This is a genomic window from Allopontixanthobacter sediminis, from assembly GCF_009828115.1.
Classification (GTDB): Bacteria; Pseudomonadota; Alphaproteobacteria; order Sphingomonadales; family Sphingomonadaceae; genus Allopontixanthobacter; species Allopontixanthobacter sediminis.
In genome coordinates this window covers 741,916-761,417 of the sequence record NZ_WTYL01000001.1, presented here as the reverse complement: position 1 = coordinate 761,417, position 19,502 = coordinate 741,916, and the positions used below count along the sequence as shown (strand labels likewise).

Genomic DNA, 19,502 nt, shown 5'->3' with positions numbered 1-19,502 from the left:
AGTGTTGCATTTATGCAAGTCATTTTGCGTCCAACGGGGTAATGCATCCGATAAATGCTGGCGCCCCGCGCTCATCTTGCGGAAGAAAACCGCTCCGGATCGATGACCAGTTCCACCAGGCGCTTGCGCAGTGTGTTGCGATTGATCCCGAGAAGTTCCGCAGCGCGCAACTGGTTTCCGGCAGTCTGTCGCAGTGCGTGTTCAAACAGCGGCTTCTCAAAGGCAGCCAGCGATTGCTGGTACAGCTTTCCGCTCGCCTGACCGTGCACCGCCAGCCAATTGTCGAGCGCGGCGGCGAAGCTGTCATCCTCGGTAACGCTTCCCCGAACCCGCAACGCTTCGCCCAGGACAGCAGAAATTGTCTCCGTGTCGATCAATTCATCGCGCGCCATCAGCGCCAGGCGGTAGACGGTGTTCTGCAGTTCGCGAACATTGCCGCGCCATGGCTGACGTTCGAGCATGGCGATCGCGGCATCGTCCAATTGACGCATGGGCAGCCCTTCGTTTGCGGCCAACCGCAGGAAATGCCTTGCCAGTGCGCCGATATCGTCCACCCGGTCGCGCAGCGGCGGAAGCTGGATCGGGACGACGTTGAGCCGGTAAAATAAATCCTCCCGGAAAGTCCCTGCAGCAATCATCGGGTTAAGGTCGCGGTTGGTAGCAGCGATGATCCGCACGTCGACGGATATTTCCTGGCGTCCGCCAACGCGGCGGATCCGTCCCGATTGCAACGCCCTGAGCAGCCGGGTCTGGGCATCGGCGGGCATGTCGCCGATCTCGTCGAGAAACAGAGTGCCGCCGTTGGCTTGCTCGAACTTCCCGATCGCTTGGTTCACCGCACCCGTGAAAGCGCCCTTTTCGTGGCCGAAAAGCTCGCTTTCGATCAGTTCGCCCGGGATCGCGGCGGCGTTCACCGCGATGAAAGGCCCGGTCTTGCGGTGCCCTAGCTGATGGATCGCATCGGCCACCAGTTCCTTGCCGGTGCCGGATTCGCCGAGGATCAGGACCGTCAGGTCGTTGCGCAATACCCGGGTAATCATCCGGAAGACGCCCTGCATCGCCTGGCTTCTCCCGACCAGCGGCAGGCCTTCACCGGGTTCAACCGGCCCGTCGTCGCGGGTCGTGCGTACGCCGGTCGCCTGTTCCACTGCGCGGACCAGTTCGTCCAGATCAAACGGCTTGGGGAAATATTCAAAGGCGCCGGTGTCGCTCGCGCGGATGGCGGTATCGAGGGTATTCTGCGCGGACAAGATGATCACCGGCATCTCCGGATGGCTCGCGCGCACGTCAGCGAGGCCGTCGATCCCGTCGCCATCGGTGAGCATGACATCGGTGAGCATCGCGTCGAAGCGCTGTACCGACAGGTGGCGGTCCCGCCCTACAATGCTGTCGGAGGTGGTAACCTCGAAGCCTTCATCCTCAAGCGCGGCCGTAACCACGGTGGCGATGGCGCTGTCGTCTTCCACCAGAAGGATGTGTCCGCGCACGTTGGCCACCTCTATTTCGATACCGGTAGGTTGATCCGGAAATGGGTCTGCCCTGACCGGTCGTCCCGGCTGTACCCGATGCGGCCATCCATATCGGCGAGCAATTTCTTGACCAGCGCGAGGCCGAGGCCCTGCCCGCCCTTTTTCGCGGTGACGAAGGGTTCGAACATCCGGTCGGCGAGCTTGGGATCGACGCCGGGTCCATTGTCGATCACGGTTATTTCGATCGGCACCCGGACGGAGCGCCCAAGACGGATCGCGCTCATCGCAAGGCCGCTGACGAAGCGGGTCTTGACCGTGATTTCCCCGCTTTCCAGTCCCGAACACGCATCGCAAGCGTTGGACAGCAGGTTGATCATCACCTGTTCCAACGCATCCTGGCTGGCCAGGACTTTGGGCAGCGACGGATCGAATTCCTCGCTCAGGGTCACGTTCTGCGGAGCGCCCGCCCGCACGGTGGCCATGGCGTTTCGCACAGCTTCGTGGAGATTGAACGGTGCGACCGGGTCCGGCGTGTTGCTGCCGAGTTTCTGCATCCGGTCTACGAGCCGTGCGATCCGGTCAACCTCGTCGGAGATCATCGCGGCCAGCGGGCGATCCTTCTCGTCGACTCGCCGGGCCAGCAATTGTCCCGCGCCGCGAATCGCCGCCAGCGGGTTCTTGATTTCATGGGCCAGCACAGCCGGGGCGCCGAGGATGCTTTCCTTCTCGCCCTCACCCGAAACATCGTCCCGGCTGCCGTCCGAAAGTGACATCACCTTCCACCCGGGATGAGTTGGCATCGGCGAGACCGTCATGTTGAAACGCATGCGCTCGCCGCCGACAATTGCCGCGACACCCCGCGCAACCAATTGATGATCCTCGACCACCAACCGTTCCTGGACACCAACCGTCCCGAAATCGACAAGATCGGTAATCTTGATCCCGATCAGCCGCTTGCTGCTACGGCCCAGCAGCGCTTCCGCAGCCGGGTTTGCTTCCGCAATGCACAGGTCCCGGTCGAGCAGCAGGACCGAGAAGATCAGGCCAGCGAGCTGGGTGTGCGCGGGTGGGTGCGGCGCCGATTTGACAGGACGTCCGATGGACACCGGCGGTTCGATCACGCTGCGCGGCGGCGCATGAACGGAGTGTAGAACCGCTCGAGTTCCCCGATCACCTGGTTCGGGTCGTCCACGAAATTCACCTGGTTGCGGAACTCCGCGGACCCGTGCATCCCCTTGGTGTACCACCCCAGGTGCTTGCGCGCGACCTTAACGCCTACGTCCGTGCCGTAGAGGTCGAGCATCCCGCGGTAATGCTCGATCAGCACCGAAAATTGCTCGTCGTAATCGGGGCTTGGCAGCGCCTCTCCGGTCCGGAGCCAATGCATGACTTGCCCCAGCAGCCACGGTTTCCCGTAGGCGCCCCGCCCGATCATCACCCCGTCGGCACCGGACTGCTCCAGCGCAGCGGCAGTATCTTCTATCCCGCAGATGTCGCCGTTGACGATAACCGGGATGGACACCGCATCCTTGACCCTGCGGATAAAGCTCCAGTCGGCGGAACCCTTGTACATCTGGTTGCGCGTGCGGCCGTGGACGGTGATCATCTTGACCCCGATATCTTCGGCAATCCGGGCGAGCTCCGGCGCGTTGAGGCTGTCGTGGTCCCAGCCCATCCGCATCTTGACGGTAACCGGCACCGATACTGCCTTGACCGTGGCTTCCATCAGCTTGGTCGCCAGCGGAACTTCACGCATCAAGGCCGAACCGGCGAGCCCGTTGGTGACCTTGCGCACCGGACAGCCGAAGTTGATGTCGATGATCGCCGCACCACGGTCTGCGTTAAGCTTCGCCGCCTCGCCCATGGAGACTGGATCGCACCCGACCAACTGCATCGAGACCGGTTCCTCGATGCTGTGCCATGCGACCTTCTGCAGCGATTGGCGCGTTTCGCGGATCATCGCCTGGCTGGCGACCATCTCGGTCACGTTGAGGCCTGACCCGTAACGCCGCACCAACGCTCGGAATGGCAAGTCGGTAACTCCGGTCATCGGGGCGAGCACGACCGGACAGTCGATCGCGATCGGACCAATGTGGATCGGCTTGAGCGCCGGTGGGGATGGAAGGTTACTCATCGGAAACATGTGCCTAAAATTTGGGCAGCGCATAGTGCATTGCGGCATCGGGCGCAAGCCGCTAGCGCCCGATGCGATGACTGACGGTCCTATCCCCAACACGGCGGGCAAAGGCGGTTTCGCGGCGGTAATCGTTGCAGCCGGACAGGGCCTACGCGCGGGACAGCCCCTCCCCAAGCAATTCGCTGTCTGGCACGGTAAGCCCGTGCTGCGCCATTCGGTAGAAGCGCTGGCGGCGGCCGGCGCCCGGCTGATTGTCGTGGCGATTCCTGAAGATGCCGACGACGTCGCGGCGGCAGCGCTTTCGGGGATTGCCCATGTGCGGTTGGTGACCGGCGGCGATACACGGCAGGCCTCGGTCGCCAACGCCTTGGCTTCGCTGGAGGGCGAGGCGCCCGAGTTTGTCCTGATCCACGATGCCGCGCGTCCCCATATACCGGTGGATGTCATCGAACGGCTGCTCGGTGCTTTGACCGATTTTTCGGGCGCCATTCCGGTTCTTCCCGTTGTGGACAGTCTTTCGGTCGATGCGAATGGGTTGATGTCGGGCTCTGCAGATCGCGATCAATTGCGCCGCGTGCAGACCCCGCAAGCGTTCCGCTTTGCCGATATCCTGGCAGCCCACCGAGCCTGGAACGCCGATCACGCTGCAGGGGACGATGCGCAAGTCGCTGCGGCTTCGGGCTATGAAGTCGCCCATGTCACCGGGGACGAAGTGCTCAGGAAGCTCACATTTGCGGAGGATTTCATGACCGACCTGCCCGATATCCGTACCGGGATGGGCTACGACGTTCACCGGCTGGCCGCTGGCGAGGAATTGTGGCTCGGCGGATTGTTGATCGCGCATGACCGCGGCCTTGCCGGCCACAGCGATGCCGACGTGGCGCTACACGCCGTCGTCGATGCCCTGCTGGGCGCGATTGGTGAAGGCGATATCGGCCAGCATTTCCCGCCCAGCGATCCGCAGTGGAAGGGAGCCAACTCGGCCCAGTTCGTCGAACATGCGGCGCATCTCGTGGCGGCCGCCGGGTTCCGGATCAGCAATGTCGATTTGACGATTGTCTGCGAAGCGCCGAAGATCGGTCCACACCGCGCCGCCATGCGGCAGAAACTGGCAGAGCTTCTGGGCGTTGATACCAGCCGGGTTAATGTGAAGGCCACCACAACCGAAAAGTTGGGATTCGCCGGGCGTGAAGAAGGTATCGCCGCGCAGGCAATTGCAACTGTAGTGGCAACAGACAGGAAGTTCGAACGATGAAAAGCATGAAAACACTGGCATTCTCCAGCGCGCTGCTGGCGTTGACGGGATCACAGGTTGCGGCGGCGCAAACCACTGCGCCGGCATGTGTCCGCAAAGCCGATCTCGCCGATGCGGTGGTCTATGCCATGCCATCGGCCATCAATGCACTACAGGCCAAATGCGCGGCTTCCCTGCCGGCAAACGGATACCTCAAGAAACAAGGTGCGCAGCTGACGGCATCCTATACAGCCCGGCAGGCATCGGCATGGCCCGGTGCGCGCCGGTTCCTGCTTGGTTACGCCGCGACCGGCGCGAAGTCGGTCGACACCGAAATGCTGAACATGGTTTCATCCCTGCCCGCTGAATCGATGCGGCCATTCGTCGATGCGATGATCCAGCAGGAAATTTCGAAGAAAATTCCGCTCAAGGATTGCCGCAATATCGAACAGGGTGTGTCCATGCTGGCTCCATTGCCACCGGAAAACATGGGCGGGCTGGCGGTATTCCTGGCGCAGATAGTCGGCGTCAAACAACCGCCGATCTGCGAGAGCAGGCAGCCATGAGGCAATCCCTGCTTCCCAAGGAAATCGATGACCTCGCCCGGCGCGTTGTCGAGGAAAACGCCGCTGCGGGGCGAACCGTCACTATCGCCGAAAGCTGCACCGGCGGGTTGGTGGCCGCTGCGCTGACAGAGATTCCCGGCTCTTCGGCCGTCCTCGACCGGGGTTTCGTAACCTATTCCAACGAAGCAAAAACCGAGATGCTTGGCGTTTCAAGCGACATCATCGATACTTTCGGCGCGGTTTCGATCGCCTGTGTTTGGGCGATGGCCAACGGCGCACTCCAGCACAGCAACGCGGATGTCGCGGTCGCCATCAGCGGCGTGGCCGGACCGGGCGGCGGAACGGAAAAGAAGCCAGTCGGCACGGTCGTATTCGCGCGGGCAGTTCGCAACAGTACCGGCGATCCGGAAGGCGAGCTCAGGGTGTTTGACGGCAGTAGCCGCGCCGAAGTACGTTTTCAGGCGACCGTCTGCGCGCTGGAACTGCTGCTGCCGTAAAGCTCCCTCGCACGGTCTTCGAACGCAGCGACCATCTTGCGAAACGCACGGTCGCAATACTGGCCGGCCAGAGCCTCGAACATCCGGTTCTTGAACGTGAAATCAACCGCAAAATCGATCTTGCAACTGCCGTCCGGCAGCGGTTCGAAATGCCAGCGGTTATCGAGATCGCGGAGCGGACCGTCGACATATTGCACATCGATGAATTCGGGCCGCTGCTTGGTGATCCGGGATGTGAAACTCTCGCGTAGGCTCTTGAAACCCACGACCATGTCCGCGGTCATTTCCGTGTCGCTGTTCGACCGGACCCGCGTGGCGATTACCCACGGCAGGAATTCTTCATACCGCCCGACGTCCGCGACGAGGTCGAACATCTGTTCGCGGCTGTAGGGCAGCACTCGGGTTTCACGGATACCGGGCATCAGCCGATCTTCGTTTTTGCCAGCTTCGCCTCGCGCGCCGCGCGCATCTGGGCGAAATCATCGCCAGCGTGATAACTCGACCGGGTCAGCGGAGTGGACGCGACCTGCAGGAAGCCCTTCGCGCGCGCAATCGCGCCGAACGCATCGAAAGCCTTGGGGGTTACGAAATCTTCGACCTTGGCGTGCTTCGGGGTAGGCTGCAGATATTGGCCCATCGTCATGAAGTCGATGTCCGCAGTGCGCATGTCGTCCATCACCTGGTGGACTTCGAGCCGCTGTTCACCGAGCCCCAGCATGATCCCCGATTTTGTGAAGATCATCGGATCATGGTGCTTAACTTCTTCGAGCAGACGGAGCGATGCGTAATAACGCGCGCCGGGCCGGATCGTCGGATACAGGCGCGGTACCGTTTCTAGGTTATGGTTGTAAACATCTGGCCCGGCTTCACAAATCGCCTCGACAGCGGGGCGCATCTTGCCGCGGAAATCCGGCGTCAGGATTTCGATTGTGGTGTTCGGCGTCTCGCGACGCAGGGCCTGGATGACCTTGACGAACTGCCCTGCCCCGCCATCCGGCAGATCGTCGCGGTCGACCGAGGTGATCACGATATGCTCGAGCCCTAACTTCGCCGCGGCGGCGGCAGTATGTTCCGGCTCCAACGGATCGACGATGCGCGGCATGCCGGTCTTCACGTTGCAGAATGCACAAGCCCGCGTGCAGACATCGCCGAGAATCATGACGGTGGCGTGTTTCTTGGTCCAGCATTCACCGATATTCGGGCAGGCCGCTTCCTCGCACACGGTGTTGAGGTTGAGGTCGCGCATCAGCTTGCGGGTTTCGTGATATCCCTTGCTGACCGGTGCCTTCACCCGGATCCAGTCCGGCTTTCGCACGCGCAGCGGACGGTCTTCGGCAGGAGCGGCAACTTCGTTCGGAGCGGGGGAGAGATCGTTCATAGGGGCCATTTAGGCTCCCTGCCACCAAGCCGCAAGACACCGCGCCAATTCCGCGCCGCTACGGTATCCGATCAGCCGGTCCAACGGGATTGCATAGCGATTTGAACGCCGCTAGCAGCCCGACAGTCAGGAGCGCGCAGCCCGCGAATATGATCGGGGCGCGAGGCTCAACAACGGAGACCCATTGCCAATGTCTGATTTCGTCCATTTGCTCGACGGGTATCGCAGGTTCCGCAAGGATGGATATCCGAAGCAGCGCGAACGCTTCGATCATTTGGTCGCGCAGGGACAATCCCCCAAGTTCCTGATTATCGCCTGTTCCGACAGCCGCGTTGATCCCTCGCAGATATTCGACGTCGATCCCGGTGAGATCTTCGTGGTCCGCAATGTCGCCGCGCTGGTTCCCCCGTTCGAGACCACTCCCGGTCTCCACGGCGTATCGGCGGCGCTGGAATTCGCGGTCCAGGTGTTGAAGGTGGAGCACATCATAGTGATGGGCCACGGCATGTGCGGGGGAACGAAAGCGGCTCTGACGCAGGAAATGCTCGGGTCGGCACCCGGAGAAGGCGGGTTTATTTCCAGCTGGATCGGATTGCTGGATGAAGCGCGCGGCCCGGTCGCCGAGAAATACGGAACCGAAACGCGCGAGGCCGAGCGTGCGATGGAGCATGCGGCGGTTCAAGTCAGCCTTGCGAACCTACGGACGTTTCCCTGCGTCCGGCAGAAGGAACGTTCCGGCGAACTGACGCTGCACGGCAGCTTTTTCGCGATTTCGGAAGGCGTTCTTCATGTTCTCGACGAAGTGACCGGGGCGTTCAAACCGGCGGACTGATATCACTTGCGCAACCCGTTTGCCGCTGTATTTCGTTCCCCATGTCACATGAAACTCTGAAGAACATCGCCTTGCTGATCGATGCGGACAACGTCGATCCGCGGGGTATCGATCCCGTGCTGACCGTGATGGCGGAACTCGGCCAGGTCAACGTGCGCCGCGCCTATGGCAACTTTGCCAAGCAGGCCTTGGTAAACTGGGACACCATCACCAACAAGTTCGGCATCCGCCCGCAGCAGCAGTTCGACGTGTCGAAAGGCAAGAACGCGACCGACATGGCGATGACGATCGACGCCATCGACCTGCTCAACCAGGGCAAGGTCGACGGGTTCGGAATCATGACATCGGACAGCGATTTTACGCCATTGGTTACCCGGCTGCGGCAGGATGGAATCATCGTCTATGGCTTCGGCGGCACCAAAACACCGCAGGCGTTCCGTTCTGTCTGCACCCGCTTCATCGAGGTCGAGAAGCTGATTGCCGGAAATGCCCTGGACGAGATACCCAACGGCAAGTCCAAGCGCGAGAAGTCTACGCCGGTCGACAATGACCTGCTCGAGCTGATTGGCGCCGCCTACAAGGAAGCCAAACGGGATGATGCCGGGTTCGCAAAGCTGCAACAGGTTGGCCAGATCGCCGGGAACCGTTCCAGCTTCGATGTCCGCAACCATGGTTTCAAAAGCTTGTCCGAACTGTTCGAAGCGCTCGACAACTTCAAGGTGGAACGGCGCGACGACAAGCAGATCTACGTCAAGCGGCTACGCTGACCTGCATTTCGAGCCGGACGCACGAAAAAGGGGCGCGAACCGAAGTTCGCGCCCCTTTTTCTTTGAAGGTCGATAGGCGTTACATTGCCGCCGCGGTTTCAACCGGTGTCCCCGAAGCCTTCTGTTCGGCGTAGACCGACCAGAGCTTGGCGATGGGTTCACGGTTGCCGGTAACCTTGGCAAATGTCGCCTTGGCTTCCTCGGTCTTGCCCTGGTCGACCTGGGCAATCCCCAGACGGGTCAGGACACGCGGCATATCGGTGCCGGTCTTCCCCAGCGCAATCGTGTACATTTCCTCCGCCTGCGCAGCCTTGCCGTAGCTCAGGAAGGCGTCGCCGGCTGCAGCCGCGGTCACGGCAGTCGAACTGGCCTTGCGAGCATCACGCTCAAGCGCAGGCAGGTCGGCCTGGTCGGCGTTAAGCCGCGACTTGGCGGTGCTCAGGCTTTCGGCAATGAACACGTCGCTGGAATTAACGAGCCCGGCGGACGTACCCTGATCGACGGCTGCCACGACCTCGCCCGGCAGACGGCGGGCATCGGCAACTTCGATATAATCGACATAGTCACGCTCACTGCGCAGACTACCGGTCCGTTTTGCGAGACGCAAAAGATCGAGCGTTTCCTGCGCATCGAATTCATTAAAATTGCGCTGGATCGCGATGGCATCGCCCCAGCTATCCTTCGCCGGGAACATTTTCGCGTTCATGCGGGCAAAGGCACCCGCCGATTCCGCAAAATTGTTGTTGTAGGCGACGGTAATTCCACGCTTCAGCCAAACCGGATCGACTTCTTCGCCCGCGGCTACGCGCTTGTTGATCTCGTCCGCAAGATACTTCAGCCCTTCTTCATACATATCCTGACTGAAGTAGGTTTCGGCGATGATCGCCTGGGGATTGCTCGATGTCAGGCCCGCGTCGACTGCAGCCTGTAGCCGGGTGCGTGCGGTGGCCCAATCCTTTGCCTGGTACGCCAGCTGGCCGGCCGTGAAGTTGTAATCCGCGAGCGATTCGGCGGGCACCTTGCCGCTCTCGATCATCATGTCGAGACCCTTGCGCTGCATCGCCGTGTCGGTGCTGGTCCGGCCGAAGGAATACAGCATGTTCCCCGCTGCGAACTTGTCATCGGGTGTTTCGACCGCGGCCAGGACCGTGGGAATTCCCGCTGCGATGGCCGCGTTGTCTTTCGGTTCAGCCTGCAACAAGTCGTTGACCGGCGAGTAAGCAGCGACAAACGCCTTCGAATAATTGTTTTTCGGTGCCTCGTCCTTCTTGGATTTCTTCTGCGCAAATGCAGGAGCTTCGAGCGCAGTCACGCCGAGAACGCCGCCGCAAGCCAGGGCAATTCCCAATGCGACGGTGGATCCGGTGCGCTTGACGCGCGCGGTTCGATTGCGGGTGTAATTAAGCATCTGGGTATCTCCCGGGGGGTTGGATTAAACGGCGCTGTTGGGCCAGAAAAACGAACGGGGACCGCAGTAGTTCCGGCGTGTCCCCTATTGCAAACCTTTTGCATCCATCGGCCTGAACCGTGATTGAACACGCGATAAGACGCGGTGCCGGACCGCAAACGCGCCCAATACCAGACAAATGTGGAAAACCTGCCCGATTCCGGCCCACCTGGGCCTGTTTTAGTGGCGGTAACGGCTGTGATGGCCTATCTTGTCCACACGCGAAATACACCGCCCACATAGCCCTCTCACCCTCGCCTGATACGAGGATGCGATCGGGGCGGGCCCATAACGAAAAGAGTCCCCTTGAGCGACGATACTGAAACTCTCACCCCGCCGGTTCCCGCAGGCGAATACGCCCGGATCGACATCGTCGATGAAATGAAGACCAGCTATCTCGATTACGCGATGAGCGTGATCGTCAGCCGCGCATTGCCAGATGTGCGCGACGGGTTGAAGCCGGTTCACCGCCGTATCCTGTTCGCCAGCGACGAAGGCGGATTTGTAGCCGGACGTCCCTATCGCAAGAGCGCGAAGATCGTCGGCGACGTCATGGGCAATTATCACCCTCACGGCGACAGCGCGATCTACATGGCACTGGTCCGGATGACGCAGCATTGGTCGATGCGGGTGCCGTTGGTCGACGGACAGGGTAACTTCGGTTCGATGGATCCGGATATGCCGGCCTCCATGCGTTACACCGAAGCGCGACTGGCGAAAGTCGCGAACAGCCTGCTGGACGATCTCGACAAGGATACCGTCGATTTCGTCGAGAACTACGATGGCTCGCGTTCGGAACCGACAGTCCTTCCGGCCCGCTTCCCCAACCTGCTCGTCAACGGCGCCGGCGGTATCGCGGTCGGCATGGCGACCAATATCCCGCCGCATAACCTGGGCGAAGTGATTGACGGCTGTTTCGCCTATATGGACAATCCCGGGATCACCTCGGAAGAATTGTTCGAGATCATTCCGGGTCCGGATTTCCCGACCGCGCCGTTGATTCTCGGAAATGCCGGGGCGCGGGCTGCCTATACCACGGGCCATGGTTCGATCCTGCAGCGCTGTCGGCACGAGATCGAGACCAAGCGCGGCGACCGCGAATCGATCGTGCTCACCTCTATCCCGTATCAGGTCGGCAAGTCCGGGCTGGTCGAAAAACTTGCTGAAGCTGCCAAGGACAAGCGGATCGAAGGCGTTTCCGATATCCGCGACGAATCGAGCCGTATGGGCGTGCGGGTAGTGATCGACCTCAAGCGCGATGCTACCGCCGAGGTGGTGCTGAACCAGATCTGGCGGCATACCCCGGCCCAGTCCAGCTTCCCCGCCAACATGCTCGCCATCCGGGGCGGTCGTCCCGAAACGCTGATGCTGCGGGACTTCATCCAGGCGTTCATCACCTTCCGCGAAGAAGTGATCACCCGCCGGACCAAGTTCGAACTCAACAAGGCGCGCGAACGGGCGCACATCTTGCTTGGCCTGGTCGTGGCGGTGTCCAACCTCGACGAAGTTGTCGCGATCATCCGAGGATCGTCCAACCCGGTCGAAGCGCGCACGAAGTTGAGCGCGCGGGAATGGCCCATTGGCGAGATCGCGCAATACATCCAGTTGATCGAGGCGATCGAACCCGATGCCGACCAGACTGGCGGCACCTACCGCCTGTCCGAACGGCAGGTCCGCGCCATTCTCGAACTGCGCCTCCACCGCCTGACCGCACTGGGCCGTGACGAGATCGGCGACGAATTGAAACTCCTGTCCGATGCGATCGCCGGATATCTCGAGATTCTCGCCGACCGCGTAAAATTGTACCAGATCATGCGTGAGGAACTGCAGGAAATCCGCGATAATTTCGCCACCCCTCGGGTCGCGGAAATCGCTCCGGCATGGGACGGTCTCGACGATGAAGACCTGATCGCGCGCGACGAAATGGTCGTTACCGTAACGCTTGACGGTTATATCAAGCGCACCCCTCTGTCCGCTTTCCGCGCGCAGCATCGCGGCGGCAAGGGCCGCGCCGGGATGGCGACCAAGGATGAGGATGCGGTGAGCGAAATGTTCGTCACCAGCACCCACAACCCGGTGCTGTTCTTCTCGACTGCGGGCAAGGTTTACCGATTGAAGGTCTGGAAACTGCCCGAAGGCGGCCCGACCACGCGCGGCCGTCCGATCGTCAATTTGCTGCCGGCGCTGGCAGAGGGCGAAACGATCCGTACCGTGCTGCCCCTGCCTGAAGACGAAACGACCTGGGGGGCGCTCACGGTGGTGTTCGCGACAGCGCAGGGTAACGTTCGCCGCAACAGCATGGACAGCTTCGCCAACATTCCGAGCAACGGCAAATTCGCCATGCGCTTCGACGATGCAAGCGTCGACAAGCTGATCGGCGTGGCCCTTCTCGAAGCGGGCGACGACGTGCTGCTGGCCACCAAGATGGGCAAGGCCATCCGGTTCAGCGGGGAAGATGTTCGCGAATTCGTCAGCCGCACTTCCACCGGCGTGCGCGGCATGAAGTTCAAGGAGAAAGATGACGAGGTCGTCTCCCTATCCATCCTGCATGCCGGATCCGCCACCCCCGAAGAACGCGACGCCTACCTGCGGGTCGCGCCGTGGAAAGCGGACGAGAACGCGCCCGAACTTTCGCCCGAACACGCGCAGATGGCCGAGGCAGAGCAGTTCATCCTGACGGTCTGCGCCAACGGCTATGGCAAATTGTCGTCCGCCTACGAATACCGCAAGGCAGGCCGCGGCGGCATGGGCATCACCAATATCGACAACATCGCCCGCAACGGTCCGGTCGTCGCCAGCTTCACCGCGACCAAGGCCGACCAGTTGATGCTGGTGACCGACCAGGCCAAGCTCATCCGCATCGGGCTTCACACGTTGCGGGTCATCGGGCGGGCCAGCGCGGGCGTTAGGCTGTTCGACGTGGCGAAGGGCGAGACAATCGTCGGAGCTGTCCGCCTCGACGAAGTTGAAGCGCCGGAGAACGAGGCCGAAGAAGCGATCGTCGAGGAAATGATCGGCCGCGAAACAGAGCAGACCGTTCCGCCAACCACAATCGACCGTGATCAGGACATGGGCGAGGATCCCCCGGAATAATTCCCGGGGGCCTCGTGCCGGTCTCCGTCAGGCTCTGCCCGGATTGTTAACGCGGTCCCGTCGCAGGGCCTGGATAACGCCGGTCGCGATCAGGAACTGGCCGATATAATAGGTCGGCCAGACCAGCAGGCCGGGGACCGGACTCGCGGACCAAACCCCCATGCGCGCGAATATCAGCAGGTCCGAAATGACGAATAGCACCGCGCCAAGACCGACCCGGTAGCGCGGAAAGCTGCTCGTCCACGCCAGCCCTGCCATTCCGCCAACTACCAGCGCGTAGATCGCGATCTGCAGGGCATCGGCATTCCCCGCCACCAGCAGGCAGGCGATGAGCGGTGTCAGCAGCAACAGCGCGGCGGCAAACAGCGTCTGGCTGGGTGTCATCCCGGCCCGGCGGTGACGCAGGTAGAGCACCATCGCGGCGCAGTGGCTGGCGAAGAAGATCGCCCCGCCAACGGTATAATCGAGCTCCATGGCAATATCGCCGAGAGCAGCGAGACCCATCACCAGCGCGAGCAGCCGTCCATCAGTTCCGGCGTGGCGCCGCAACGCATAGACGGCGAGCAGCCCGACCCCCGCCCCCTTGACCAGCATCTGGGTCACCCCGGGTACCGGACCGTCTGCCATCAGATAATAGGCAATGGCCGCGGCGATGCTGAGAAGCAGGAATGGCCGGTGTTCGACTAGCGCGTGTCTGGACATTGAACCTCCTGGGCGTGCTTGGCGCGAGAACCGCCCCATGACAAGAACCGGGCGGCCCTGGCCCGGCGCAATCACCGCGCATTACAGCCAATGTCTTGCCCAGTCTCTAACCGGAAGAGCGCAGGGGCAGGAAATCCGAAATAAACCGCGCATTGGGTTTGCCCGATCGCCGACGAATGCCTACCTGATACGGATGAAGCACGATATCCACATCATCGGCGGCGGACTGGCCGGAAGCGAAGCGGCGTGGCAATTGGCGCAGCGCGGTTTCAAGGTGCGCCTGTCCGAAATGCGCGGCGGCGGCGGCACCACTCCGGCGCACAACACCGATGCACTGGCGGAAATGGTCTGCTCCAATTCGTTCCGATCCGACGATGACGAAAAGAACGCCGTCGGTCTGCTGCACCACGAAATGCGCCGGCTGGATTCGCTGGTGATGCGCGCGGCGGAGACTGCCCGTGTTCCCGCCGGAACCGCGCTGGCGGTGGACCGTGACATCTTTTCCGCCGCCGTCCAGCGCGCGCTCGACGAGCATCCTAATGTCACTGTTATCCGCGAACGGATCGATGCGCTGCCCGAAAGCGGACTGACCATCGTCGCGACGGGTCCCCTCACTGCCGCTTCTCTCGCGCAGAGTATCGGTGCAGCAACCGGACAGGACGCGCTCGCCTTCTTCGATGCAATCGCGCCGATCGTCCATCGCGACAGCATCGACATGGATATCTGCTGGTTTCAGTCGCGGTGGGACAAACCCAGTGCGGGCGGGGACGCGGATAGTGAAGGCAAGGACTACATCAACTGCGCGATGAACCGCGAAGAATATCTCGCGTTTCATCAGGGCCTGATCGACGGCGAGAAAACCACTTTCAAGGAATGGGAGGAGAACACCCCCTATTTCGAAGGCTGCATGCCGATCGAAGTAATGGCGGCGCGCGGGGTCGATACGTTGCGTTATGGCCCAATGAAGCCGGTCGGCCTGGATGACCCGCGCACTGCCTGCGAAGAATTTCCGCAAGGCCGGTGGCCCTATGCGGTGGTCCAGTTGCGGCAGGATAACAAGCTCGGCACCTTATGGAACATGGTCGGCTTCCAGACCAAGCTGAAGCACGCAGCACAAGTGGAACTGTTCCGTACCATTCCCGGCCTGCAGAACGCGGAATTCGCGCGCCTCGGCGGGTTGCACCGCAATACCTTCCTCAACGCACCGATGGTTCTTGACCGGGAACTGCGCCTGAAAGAAGCGCCGCATATCCGCTTCGCCGGACAGATTACCGGCTGCGAAGGTTATGTCGAAAGCGCAGCGGTTGGCCTCATGACCGGACTGATGACCGCAGCGGAAATCACCGGACAGCCGTGGCAAGCCCCTCCGCGCACCGCTGCCATGGGCGCTTTGCTGGCACACATTACGGGCGATGCGGAAGCCGAAACCTATCAGCCGATGAATATCAATTTCGGCCTGTTCCCGCCGCTTCACGATGTGAACAAGAAGTCCCGCAAGGAAGCGTATACTTCGCGCGGAAAAGCCGATTTCGGCGAATGGATGATGGCCAGCGAACTTGTGACCGCCTAACAGCGGCAGACCGGCTTCGCCGCCGGTTTGGGCCTGGTGGTGGCGAATTCTTCCGGAGTAAGTTCGCGGTGGCGATTCCTGTCCGCCCCGTCGAAGCGGGCCGCGGTCGCCACAGCCCACTCCTCGAAAGACAGCAAATTGTTGCCATCCTGGTCCAGCTTGCGGAACGCGTCGGTCGGGCTTGAGAGCATTTCGTTGCGGGAAATGATCCGGTCCCGGTTCTGGTCATAGCGGAAGAAGCGGCGCTGTTCGCGGGTCAGTTCGGTCGCTTCGGGCGGCGCTGGGCCGGTGATGTCACCGGCATCCGAAACGGGGATTTCCGCCTCGGACGGTTCTGCCGGAAGGGCCAGCGGTGGCGGCGCACCTTCTTCGACTTCCGCCCTGCCCTGCCACCAGAACATGCCCACGCCCACCAACACCAGCGCACATAGCGCGCCGAGAAAAATCCGGTTCATCCGCTAAAACCCCCTGCGACCCGGCCAGCATAGCTTACCTGCCCAACAAGCCAAGCCGCATCGCTGCCAGGATGTTGCGCCGGCCCTGCATCAGGGGAGTGCCGCCGGCCGCGAGCGAAGCGCGGGCAAGACCGTCAAGCACCAGCAGCGGCCGCATCGCGCGGGAAAGCCGCACCGGGTCCGTCCCAAGCTCCAGCCCGGTGGCGACAACTTCGGCTTTTTCGTCAAGGTCGGACGTCTTGGAGGCCAGATCGGCCAGCGCCCACCGTTTCGCGGCAAGCGTTACCGCGGTATCGTCGCCCGCACCGCCTGCAATCCGTGCAGCGGCGGCAAACGCAGCGGCGCGTCCGGCAGCGAAATTGTCCGCTGTGGCGGCCGGAAGCGGCGGCTCCGCGAGTAATTCTTCCCAGCCATCGACCAGCGCCCGCAAGCCCTTTTCCTCACCGGCCCAAACCTCGCCGATCGCGGCCAGCAGCGGTTCGCCTTTTGGACGGCTTTCGGGAGATTTCGCCAGCTCGTCGCGCCACCACGCCAACCGCATCTGGGCCAGTAACGGCTCGCGGATCGAACGAACGATATCCGCGAGGCGAAGGTCCAGCGCGAACAGGATCGACAGCGGCGGACGGGACGCGGCGTTGGCATAAGCCCACGCAAGGCGCTGTGCGTCGGGCAGGTCGGCGGGGTCGAAAAGCATCATGCCCGCCTTTCCGGAACCCGCAGGCCCGAAACCCGCAGACGCGCGTCAATCCTGATAGCAGACCTTCTTCGCCGCTTCGACAATCGCACCGCTGTTGAGCAAGGCGATCTTCTCCAGATTGGCGGCATACGGCAGCGGCACATCGACATTGCACACCCGAAGCACGGGCGCGTCGAGATGGTCGAACCCGTCTTCCATGCAAATCGAGATGATTTCCGAGGCGATCGAACAAGTCGGCCAGCCTTCTTCCGCTACGATCACGCGGTTGGTTTTCGCGAGGCTGTCGAGAACCGCCTGTTTATCCAGCGGGCGCAGCGTGCGCAGGTCGAGCACTTCGGCATCGATCCCTTCCTCGGCGAGCTTTTCGGCTGCTTCCAACGCCATGCCGACACCGATCGAATAGGACACGATCGTCACGTCGCTGCCTTCGCGTACGATCCGCGCCTTGCCGATCGGCAGCACGTGATCGTCCAGTTCCGGCAGTTCGAAGGACCGCCCGTAAACCAGTTCGTTCTCGAGGAAAACCACCGGGTCCTCGCAGCGGATTGCCGCCTTCATCAGGCCCTTCGCATCGGAGGAATCATACGGCGCGATCACGATCAAGCCCGGGACGCTCGCATACCACGGCCCGTAGTTCTGGCTGTGCTGCGCACCGACCCGGCTGGCCGCTCCATTCGGCCCGCGGAACACCACCGGACAGCGCATCTGCCCGCCCGACATGTAGTTCGTTTTCGCTGCAGAATTGATGATGTGGTCGATCGCCTGCATCGCGAAATTGAAGGTCATGAATTCGACGATCGGACGAAGGCCGCCCATCGCTGCGCCGGTGCCGATCCCGGCAAAACCGTATTCGGTGATCGGAGTGTCGATGACGCGCTTGGGGCCGAATTCGGCGAGCAGGCCCTGCGTTACCTTGTAGGCGCCCTGGTACTCCGCGACTTCTTCGCCCATCACGAACACGCGTTCGTCGCGGCGCATTTCCTCGGCCATCGCGTCGCGCAGTGCCTCGCGTACCGATACAGTCGCCATATTGGTGCCGCGCGGAACTTCGGGATCGCGCTGGGCCTTGGCTTTCACCGGCTTGGTGATCTCGGCCTCGCTCGGTTCGCGTCCGGCCCCCTTGCCTTCGCCAGCCTCGTCGTCCTTGTCCGATACTGTAGGTGACGGCGCCGGTGCCGCGGTCTCCGCATCATCGTCATCGTCATCGTCATCACCGGAGAGCATGGCAATGACCGTACCAACCGCGACGTTTTCGGTGCCTTCCTCGACGAGTATCTTGCCTACAGTGCCTTCGTCGATGGCTTCGAATTCCATCGTCGCCTTGTCGGTTTCGATTTCCGCCAGGATGTCGCCGGGGCCGACATGGTCGCCTTCCTTGACCAGCCATTTGGCCAGTGTGCCTTCCTCCATCGTCGGGGAAAGCGCGGGCATTTTCAGTTCGACAGCCATCAGTACGACTCCACCAGCACGTCGGTGTAGAGTTCGGCTGGATCCGGTTCGGGTGAGTTCTCGGCGAAGTCGGCGGCTTCGGCGACACGGGCACGAATGGCCTTGTCGATCGCCTTGATCTCGTCTTCGGTCTTGCCGCGTTCGGCGAGCTCTTTCTTGATCCGCTCGATCGGATCGTTGTGTTCGCGCTGGTCCTGCACTTCCTCGCGGGTGCGGTACTTCCCGGGATCGGACATCGAGTGGCCGCGATAGCGATAGGTGTTGAGTTCCATCAGCACCGGCCCCTTCCCTTCGCGCACATGGGCAAAGGCGATTTCGGCAGCGGCGCGCACTTCGAGCACGTCCATGCCGTTCACATCCATTCCGGGAATGCGGAAAGCGGTGCCGCGGCGGTAGAATTCGGTTTCGGCAGAGCTGCGCTTGACCGCAGTGCCCATGGCGTAGCCGTTGTTCTCGATCACGAACACGATCGGCAGGTTCCACAGCGCGGCCATGTTGAAGGTCTCGTAAACCTGACCTTGGTTCGCCGCACCATCGCCGAAATAGGCGAGGCACAACCCGCCGTCTTCGCGGTATTTGTGCGCCAGCGCCAACCCGCCGCCCAGCGGTACCTGCGCACCGACGATGCCGTGGCCACCGTAAAATCTGTGCTCGGTCGAGAACATATGCATCGACCCGCCCTTGCCTTTCGAGATTCCCGCCTGGCGGCCGGTCAACTCGGCCATGATCACATTCGGATCGATCCCATAGGCCAGCATGTGGCCATGATCGCGGTAGCCAGTGATGACGCTGTCGAGCCCTTCGGTAAGCGCGGATTGCAGGCCGACGGCGACGGCTTCCTGGCCGATGTAAAGATGACAGAAGCCGCCGATCAGGCCGAGACCGTAGAGCTGGCCGGCCCGTTCTTCGAACCGCCGGATGAGCAGCATCTGTTCGTAGAAGTGCAGCAATTGCTCGTCGCTCGCGTCGAACCGCTTGTTGTCCTCATGCGCCATCTGCAGGCTACGAAGCGCGAAATCCTCATCACTCTCAACTGACTTGCCGCGCGCCGGTTTGGCCGCGGGCTTCGAAGCCGCTTTGGGCGCGGGCTTTGCTGCGGTCTTCGGAGCGGGCTTTGATGCGGCTTTCGGGGCGGGTTTGGCCAATGCTGGGATCCTCAAACTGACGTGTTCTTGCGCTGCCGGGCGGCGAGCCCGCTACGCTGGATTA

The 19,502-nt window shown here is 61.9% G+C and carries 18 protein-coding genes; 7 read left to right on the top strand and 11 right to left on the bottom strand.

What is annotated here, in order from left to right; translation table 11 throughout:
• Positions 1 to 71 precede the first annotated feature (71 nt).
• Genes GRI65_RS03845 through dusB form a run of 3 tightly spaced genes read right to left on the bottom strand, consistent with a single transcriptional unit; the run spans position 72 to position 3,603 of the window.
• Complete coding sequence (locus GRI65_RS03845; protein WP_160755179.1) at positions 72 to 1,487, bottom strand: sigma 54-interacting transcriptional regulator; 1,416 nt, start codon at positions 1,485 to 1,487, stop codon at positions 72 to 74.
• 11 nt (positions 1,488 to 1,498) lie between these two features.
• Positions 1,499 to 2,590: a two-component system sensor histidine kinase NtrB gene (locus GRI65_RS03840; RefSeq protein ID WP_332872590.1), complete on the bottom strand. Its 1,092-nt coding sequence runs from the start codon at positions 2,588 to 2,590 to the stop codon at positions 1,499 to 1,501.
• Positions 2,587 to 3,603 carry a tRNA dihydrouridine synthase DusB gene (gene dusB, locus GRI65_RS03835; RefSeq protein WP_160755178.1) on the bottom strand — a complete coding sequence of 339 codons (1,017 nt, stop codon included), beginning with the start codon at positions 3,601 to 3,603 and terminating at the stop codon, positions 2,587 to 2,589. The genes GRI65_RS03840 and dusB overlap by 4 nt, the downstream gene beginning before the upstream one ends.
• Positions 3,604 to 3,679: 76 nt before the next feature.
• Between dusB and GRI65_RS03830 the strand changes: the two genes are divergently transcribed.
• From GRI65_RS03830 to GRI65_RS03820, 3 genes are read left to right on the top strand one after another with little or no spacing between them, the layout of a single operon-like run.
• Complete coding sequence (locus GRI65_RS03830) at positions 3,680 to 4,861, top strand: bifunctional 2-C-methyl-D-erythritol 4-phosphate cytidylyltransferase/2-C-methyl-D-erythritol 2,4-cyclodiphosphate synthase (RefSeq protein WP_160755177.1); 1,182 nt, start codon at positions 3,680 to 3,682, stop codon at positions 4,859 to 4,861.
• Positions 4,858 to 5,406: a hypothetical protein gene (locus tag GRI65_RS03825; RefSeq protein ID WP_160755176.1), complete on the top strand. Its 549-nt coding sequence runs from the start codon at positions 4,858 to 4,860 to the stop codon at positions 5,404 to 5,406. The genes GRI65_RS03830 and GRI65_RS03825 overlap by 4 nt, the downstream gene beginning before the upstream one ends.
• The gene (locus GRI65_RS03820; protein ID WP_160755175.1) at positions 5,403 to 5,903 is read left to right on the top strand and encodes a CinA family protein; all 501 of its coding nucleotides are present in this window, start codon (positions 5,403 to 5,405) and stop codon (positions 5,901 to 5,903) included. Before GRI65_RS03825 ends, GRI65_RS03820 begins: the two co-directional genes overlap by 4 nt.
• Here GRI65_RS03820 and GRI65_RS03815 read toward each other — a convergent pair.
• Both GRI65_RS03815 and lipA read right to left on the bottom strand, forming a co-directional pair.
• A complete protein-coding gene (locus GRI65_RS03815) occupies positions 5,864 to 6,325 on the bottom strand; it encodes a type II toxin-antitoxin system RatA family toxin (RefSeq protein ID WP_160755174.1) in 462 nt (153 codons plus the stop codon). The two genes, GRI65_RS03820 and GRI65_RS03815, sit on opposite strands and share 40 nt — an antisense overlap.
• A complete protein-coding gene (gene lipA / locus GRI65_RS03810) occupies positions 6,325 to 7,281 on the bottom strand; it encodes a lipoyl synthase (RefSeq protein WP_160755173.1) in 957 nt (318 codons plus the stop codon). The genes GRI65_RS03815 and lipA overlap by 1 nt, the downstream gene beginning before the upstream one ends.
• Positions 7,282 to 7,471: 190 nt before the next feature.
• Here lipA and GRI65_RS03805 point away from each other — a divergent pair, with 190 nt between their 5' ends.
• Both GRI65_RS03805 and GRI65_RS03800 read left to right on the top strand, forming a co-directional pair.
• Positions 7,472 to 8,113: a carbonic anhydrase gene (locus tag GRI65_RS03805; protein ID WP_160755172.1), complete on the top strand. Its 642-nt coding sequence runs from the start codon at positions 7,472 to 7,474 to the stop codon at positions 8,111 to 8,113.
• A gap of 41 nt (positions 8,114 to 8,154) precedes the next feature.
• Positions 8,155 to 8,880 carry an NYN domain-containing protein gene (locus GRI65_RS03800; RefSeq protein WP_160755171.1) on the top strand — a complete coding sequence of 242 codons (726 nt, stop codon included), beginning with the start codon at positions 8,155 to 8,157 and terminating at the stop codon, positions 8,878 to 8,880.
• A 79-nt stretch (positions 8,881 to 8,959) separates the two neighbouring features.
• On the opposite strand, the gene GRI65_RS03795 is transcribed toward GRI65_RS03800, so the two are convergent.
• Positions 8,960 to 10,288 (bottom strand): hypothetical protein, encoded by a 1,329-nt coding sequence (locus GRI65_RS03795; RefSeq protein WP_160755170.1) that lies wholly within the window; start codon positions 10,286 to 10,288, stop codon positions 8,960 to 8,962.
• Positions 10,289 to 10,633: 345 nt separating this feature from the next.
• On the opposite strand from GRI65_RS03795, the gene gyrA reads away from it, so the two are divergent.
• Positions 10,634 to 13,420: a DNA gyrase subunit A gene (gene gyrA / locus GRI65_RS03790; protein ID WP_160755169.1), complete on the top strand. Its 2,787-nt coding sequence runs from the start codon at positions 10,634 to 10,636 to the stop codon at positions 13,418 to 13,420.
• A 27-nt stretch (positions 13,421 to 13,447) separates the two neighbouring features.
• On the opposite strand, the gene GRI65_RS03785 is transcribed toward gyrA, so the two are convergent.
• Positions 13,448 to 14,122: a lysoplasmalogenase family protein gene (locus GRI65_RS03785; RefSeq protein ID WP_160755168.1), complete on the bottom strand. Its 675-nt coding sequence runs from the start codon at positions 14,120 to 14,122 to the stop codon at positions 13,448 to 13,450.
• Positions 14,123 to 14,315: 193 nt separating this feature from the next.
• On the opposite strand from GRI65_RS03785, the gene trmFO reads away from it, so the two are divergent.
• Positions 14,316 to 15,692, top strand: a complete 1,377-nt coding sequence (gene trmFO / locus GRI65_RS03780) for a methylenetetrahydrofolate--tRNA-(uracil(54)-C(5))-methyltransferase (FADH(2)-oxidizing) TrmFO (RefSeq protein WP_160755167.1) — start codon at positions 14,316 to 14,318, stop codon at positions 15,690 to 15,692.
• Here trmFO and GRI65_RS03775 read toward each other — a convergent pair.
• The 4 genes from GRI65_RS03775 to pdhA are packed head-to-tail and all read right to left on the bottom strand — an operon-like array spanning position 15,689 to position 19,438.
• Positions 15,689 to 16,147: an EF-hand domain-containing protein gene (locus tag GRI65_RS03775; RefSeq protein ID WP_160755166.1), complete on the bottom strand. Its 459-nt coding sequence runs from the start codon at positions 16,145 to 16,147 to the stop codon at positions 15,689 to 15,691. The two genes, trmFO and GRI65_RS03775, sit on opposite strands and share 4 nt — an antisense overlap.
• 34 nt (positions 16,148 to 16,181) lie before the next feature.
• Entirely contained in the window at positions 16,182 to 16,841 is a 660-nt protein-coding gene (locus tag GRI65_RS03770) for a squalene/phytoene synthase family protein (RefSeq protein WP_160755165.1), read from the bottom strand.
• Between the two features lie 48 nt (positions 16,842 to 16,889).
• Positions 16,890 to 18,293 carry a pyruvate dehydrogenase complex E1 component subunit beta gene (locus tag GRI65_RS03765; protein ID WP_160755164.1) on the bottom strand — a complete coding sequence of 468 codons (1,404 nt, stop codon included), beginning with the start codon at positions 18,291 to 18,293 and terminating at the stop codon, positions 16,890 to 16,892.
• Complete coding sequence (gene pdhA / locus GRI65_RS03760) at positions 18,293 to 19,438, bottom strand: pyruvate dehydrogenase (acetyl-transferring) E1 component subunit alpha (protein ID WP_160755163.1); 1,146 nt, start codon at positions 19,436 to 19,438, stop codon at positions 18,293 to 18,295. The genes GRI65_RS03765 and pdhA overlap by 1 nt, the downstream gene beginning before the upstream one ends.
• Positions 19,439 to 19,502: the final 64 nt, after the last annotated feature.

Coding starts and splice junctions, on each gene's coding strand:
- dusB (WP_160755178.1), bottom strand. CDS start 3,603: ATGAGTAACCTTCCATCCCCACCGGCGCTCAAGCCGATCCACATTGGT.
- GRI65_RS03830 (WP_160755177.1), top strand. CDS start 3,680: ATGACTGACGGTCCTATCCCCAACACGGCGGGCAAAGGCGGTTTCGCG.
- GRI65_RS03825 (WP_160755176.1), top strand. CDS start 4,858: ATGAAAAGCATGAAAACACTGGCATTCTCCAGCGCGCTGCTGGCGTTG.
- GRI65_RS03820 (WP_160755175.1), top strand. CDS start 5,403: ATGAGGCAATCCCTGCTTCCCAAGGAAATCGATGACCTCGCCCGGCGC.
- GRI65_RS03815 (WP_160755174.1), bottom strand. CDS start 6,325: ATGCCCGGTATCCGTGAAACCCGAGTGCTGCCCTACAGCCGCGAACAG.
- lipA (WP_160755173.1), bottom strand. CDS start 7,281: ATGAACGATCTCTCCCCCGCTCCGAACGAAGTTGCCGCTCCTGCCGAA.
- GRI65_RS03805 (WP_160755172.1), top strand. CDS start 7,472: ATGTCTGATTTCGTCCATTTGCTCGACGGGTATCGCAGGTTCCGCAAG.
- GRI65_RS03800 (WP_160755171.1), top strand. CDS start 8,155: ATGTCACATGAAACTCTGAAGAACATCGCCTTGCTGATCGATGCGGAC.
- GRI65_RS03795 (WP_160755170.1), bottom strand. CDS start 10,288: ATGCTTAATTACACCCGCAATCGAACCGCGCGCGTCAAGCGCACCGGA.
- GRI65_RS03785 (WP_160755168.1), bottom strand. CDS start 14,122: ATGTCCAGACACGCGCTAGTCGAACACCGGCCATTCCTGCTTCTCAGC.
- trmFO (WP_160755167.1), top strand. CDS start 14,316: ATGAAGCACGATATCCACATCATCGGCGGCGGACTGGCCGGAAGCGAA.
- GRI65_RS03775 (WP_160755166.1), bottom strand. CDS start 16,147: ATGAACCGGATTTTTCTCGGCGCGCTATGTGCGCTGGTGTTGGTGGGC.
- GRI65_RS03770 (WP_160755165.1), bottom strand. CDS start 16,841: ATGCTTTTCGACCCCGCCGACCTGCCCGACGCACAGCGCCTTGCGTGG.
- GRI65_RS03765 (WP_160755164.1), bottom strand. CDS start 18,293: ATGGCTGTCGAACTGAAAATGCCCGCGCTTTCCCCGACGATGGAGGAA.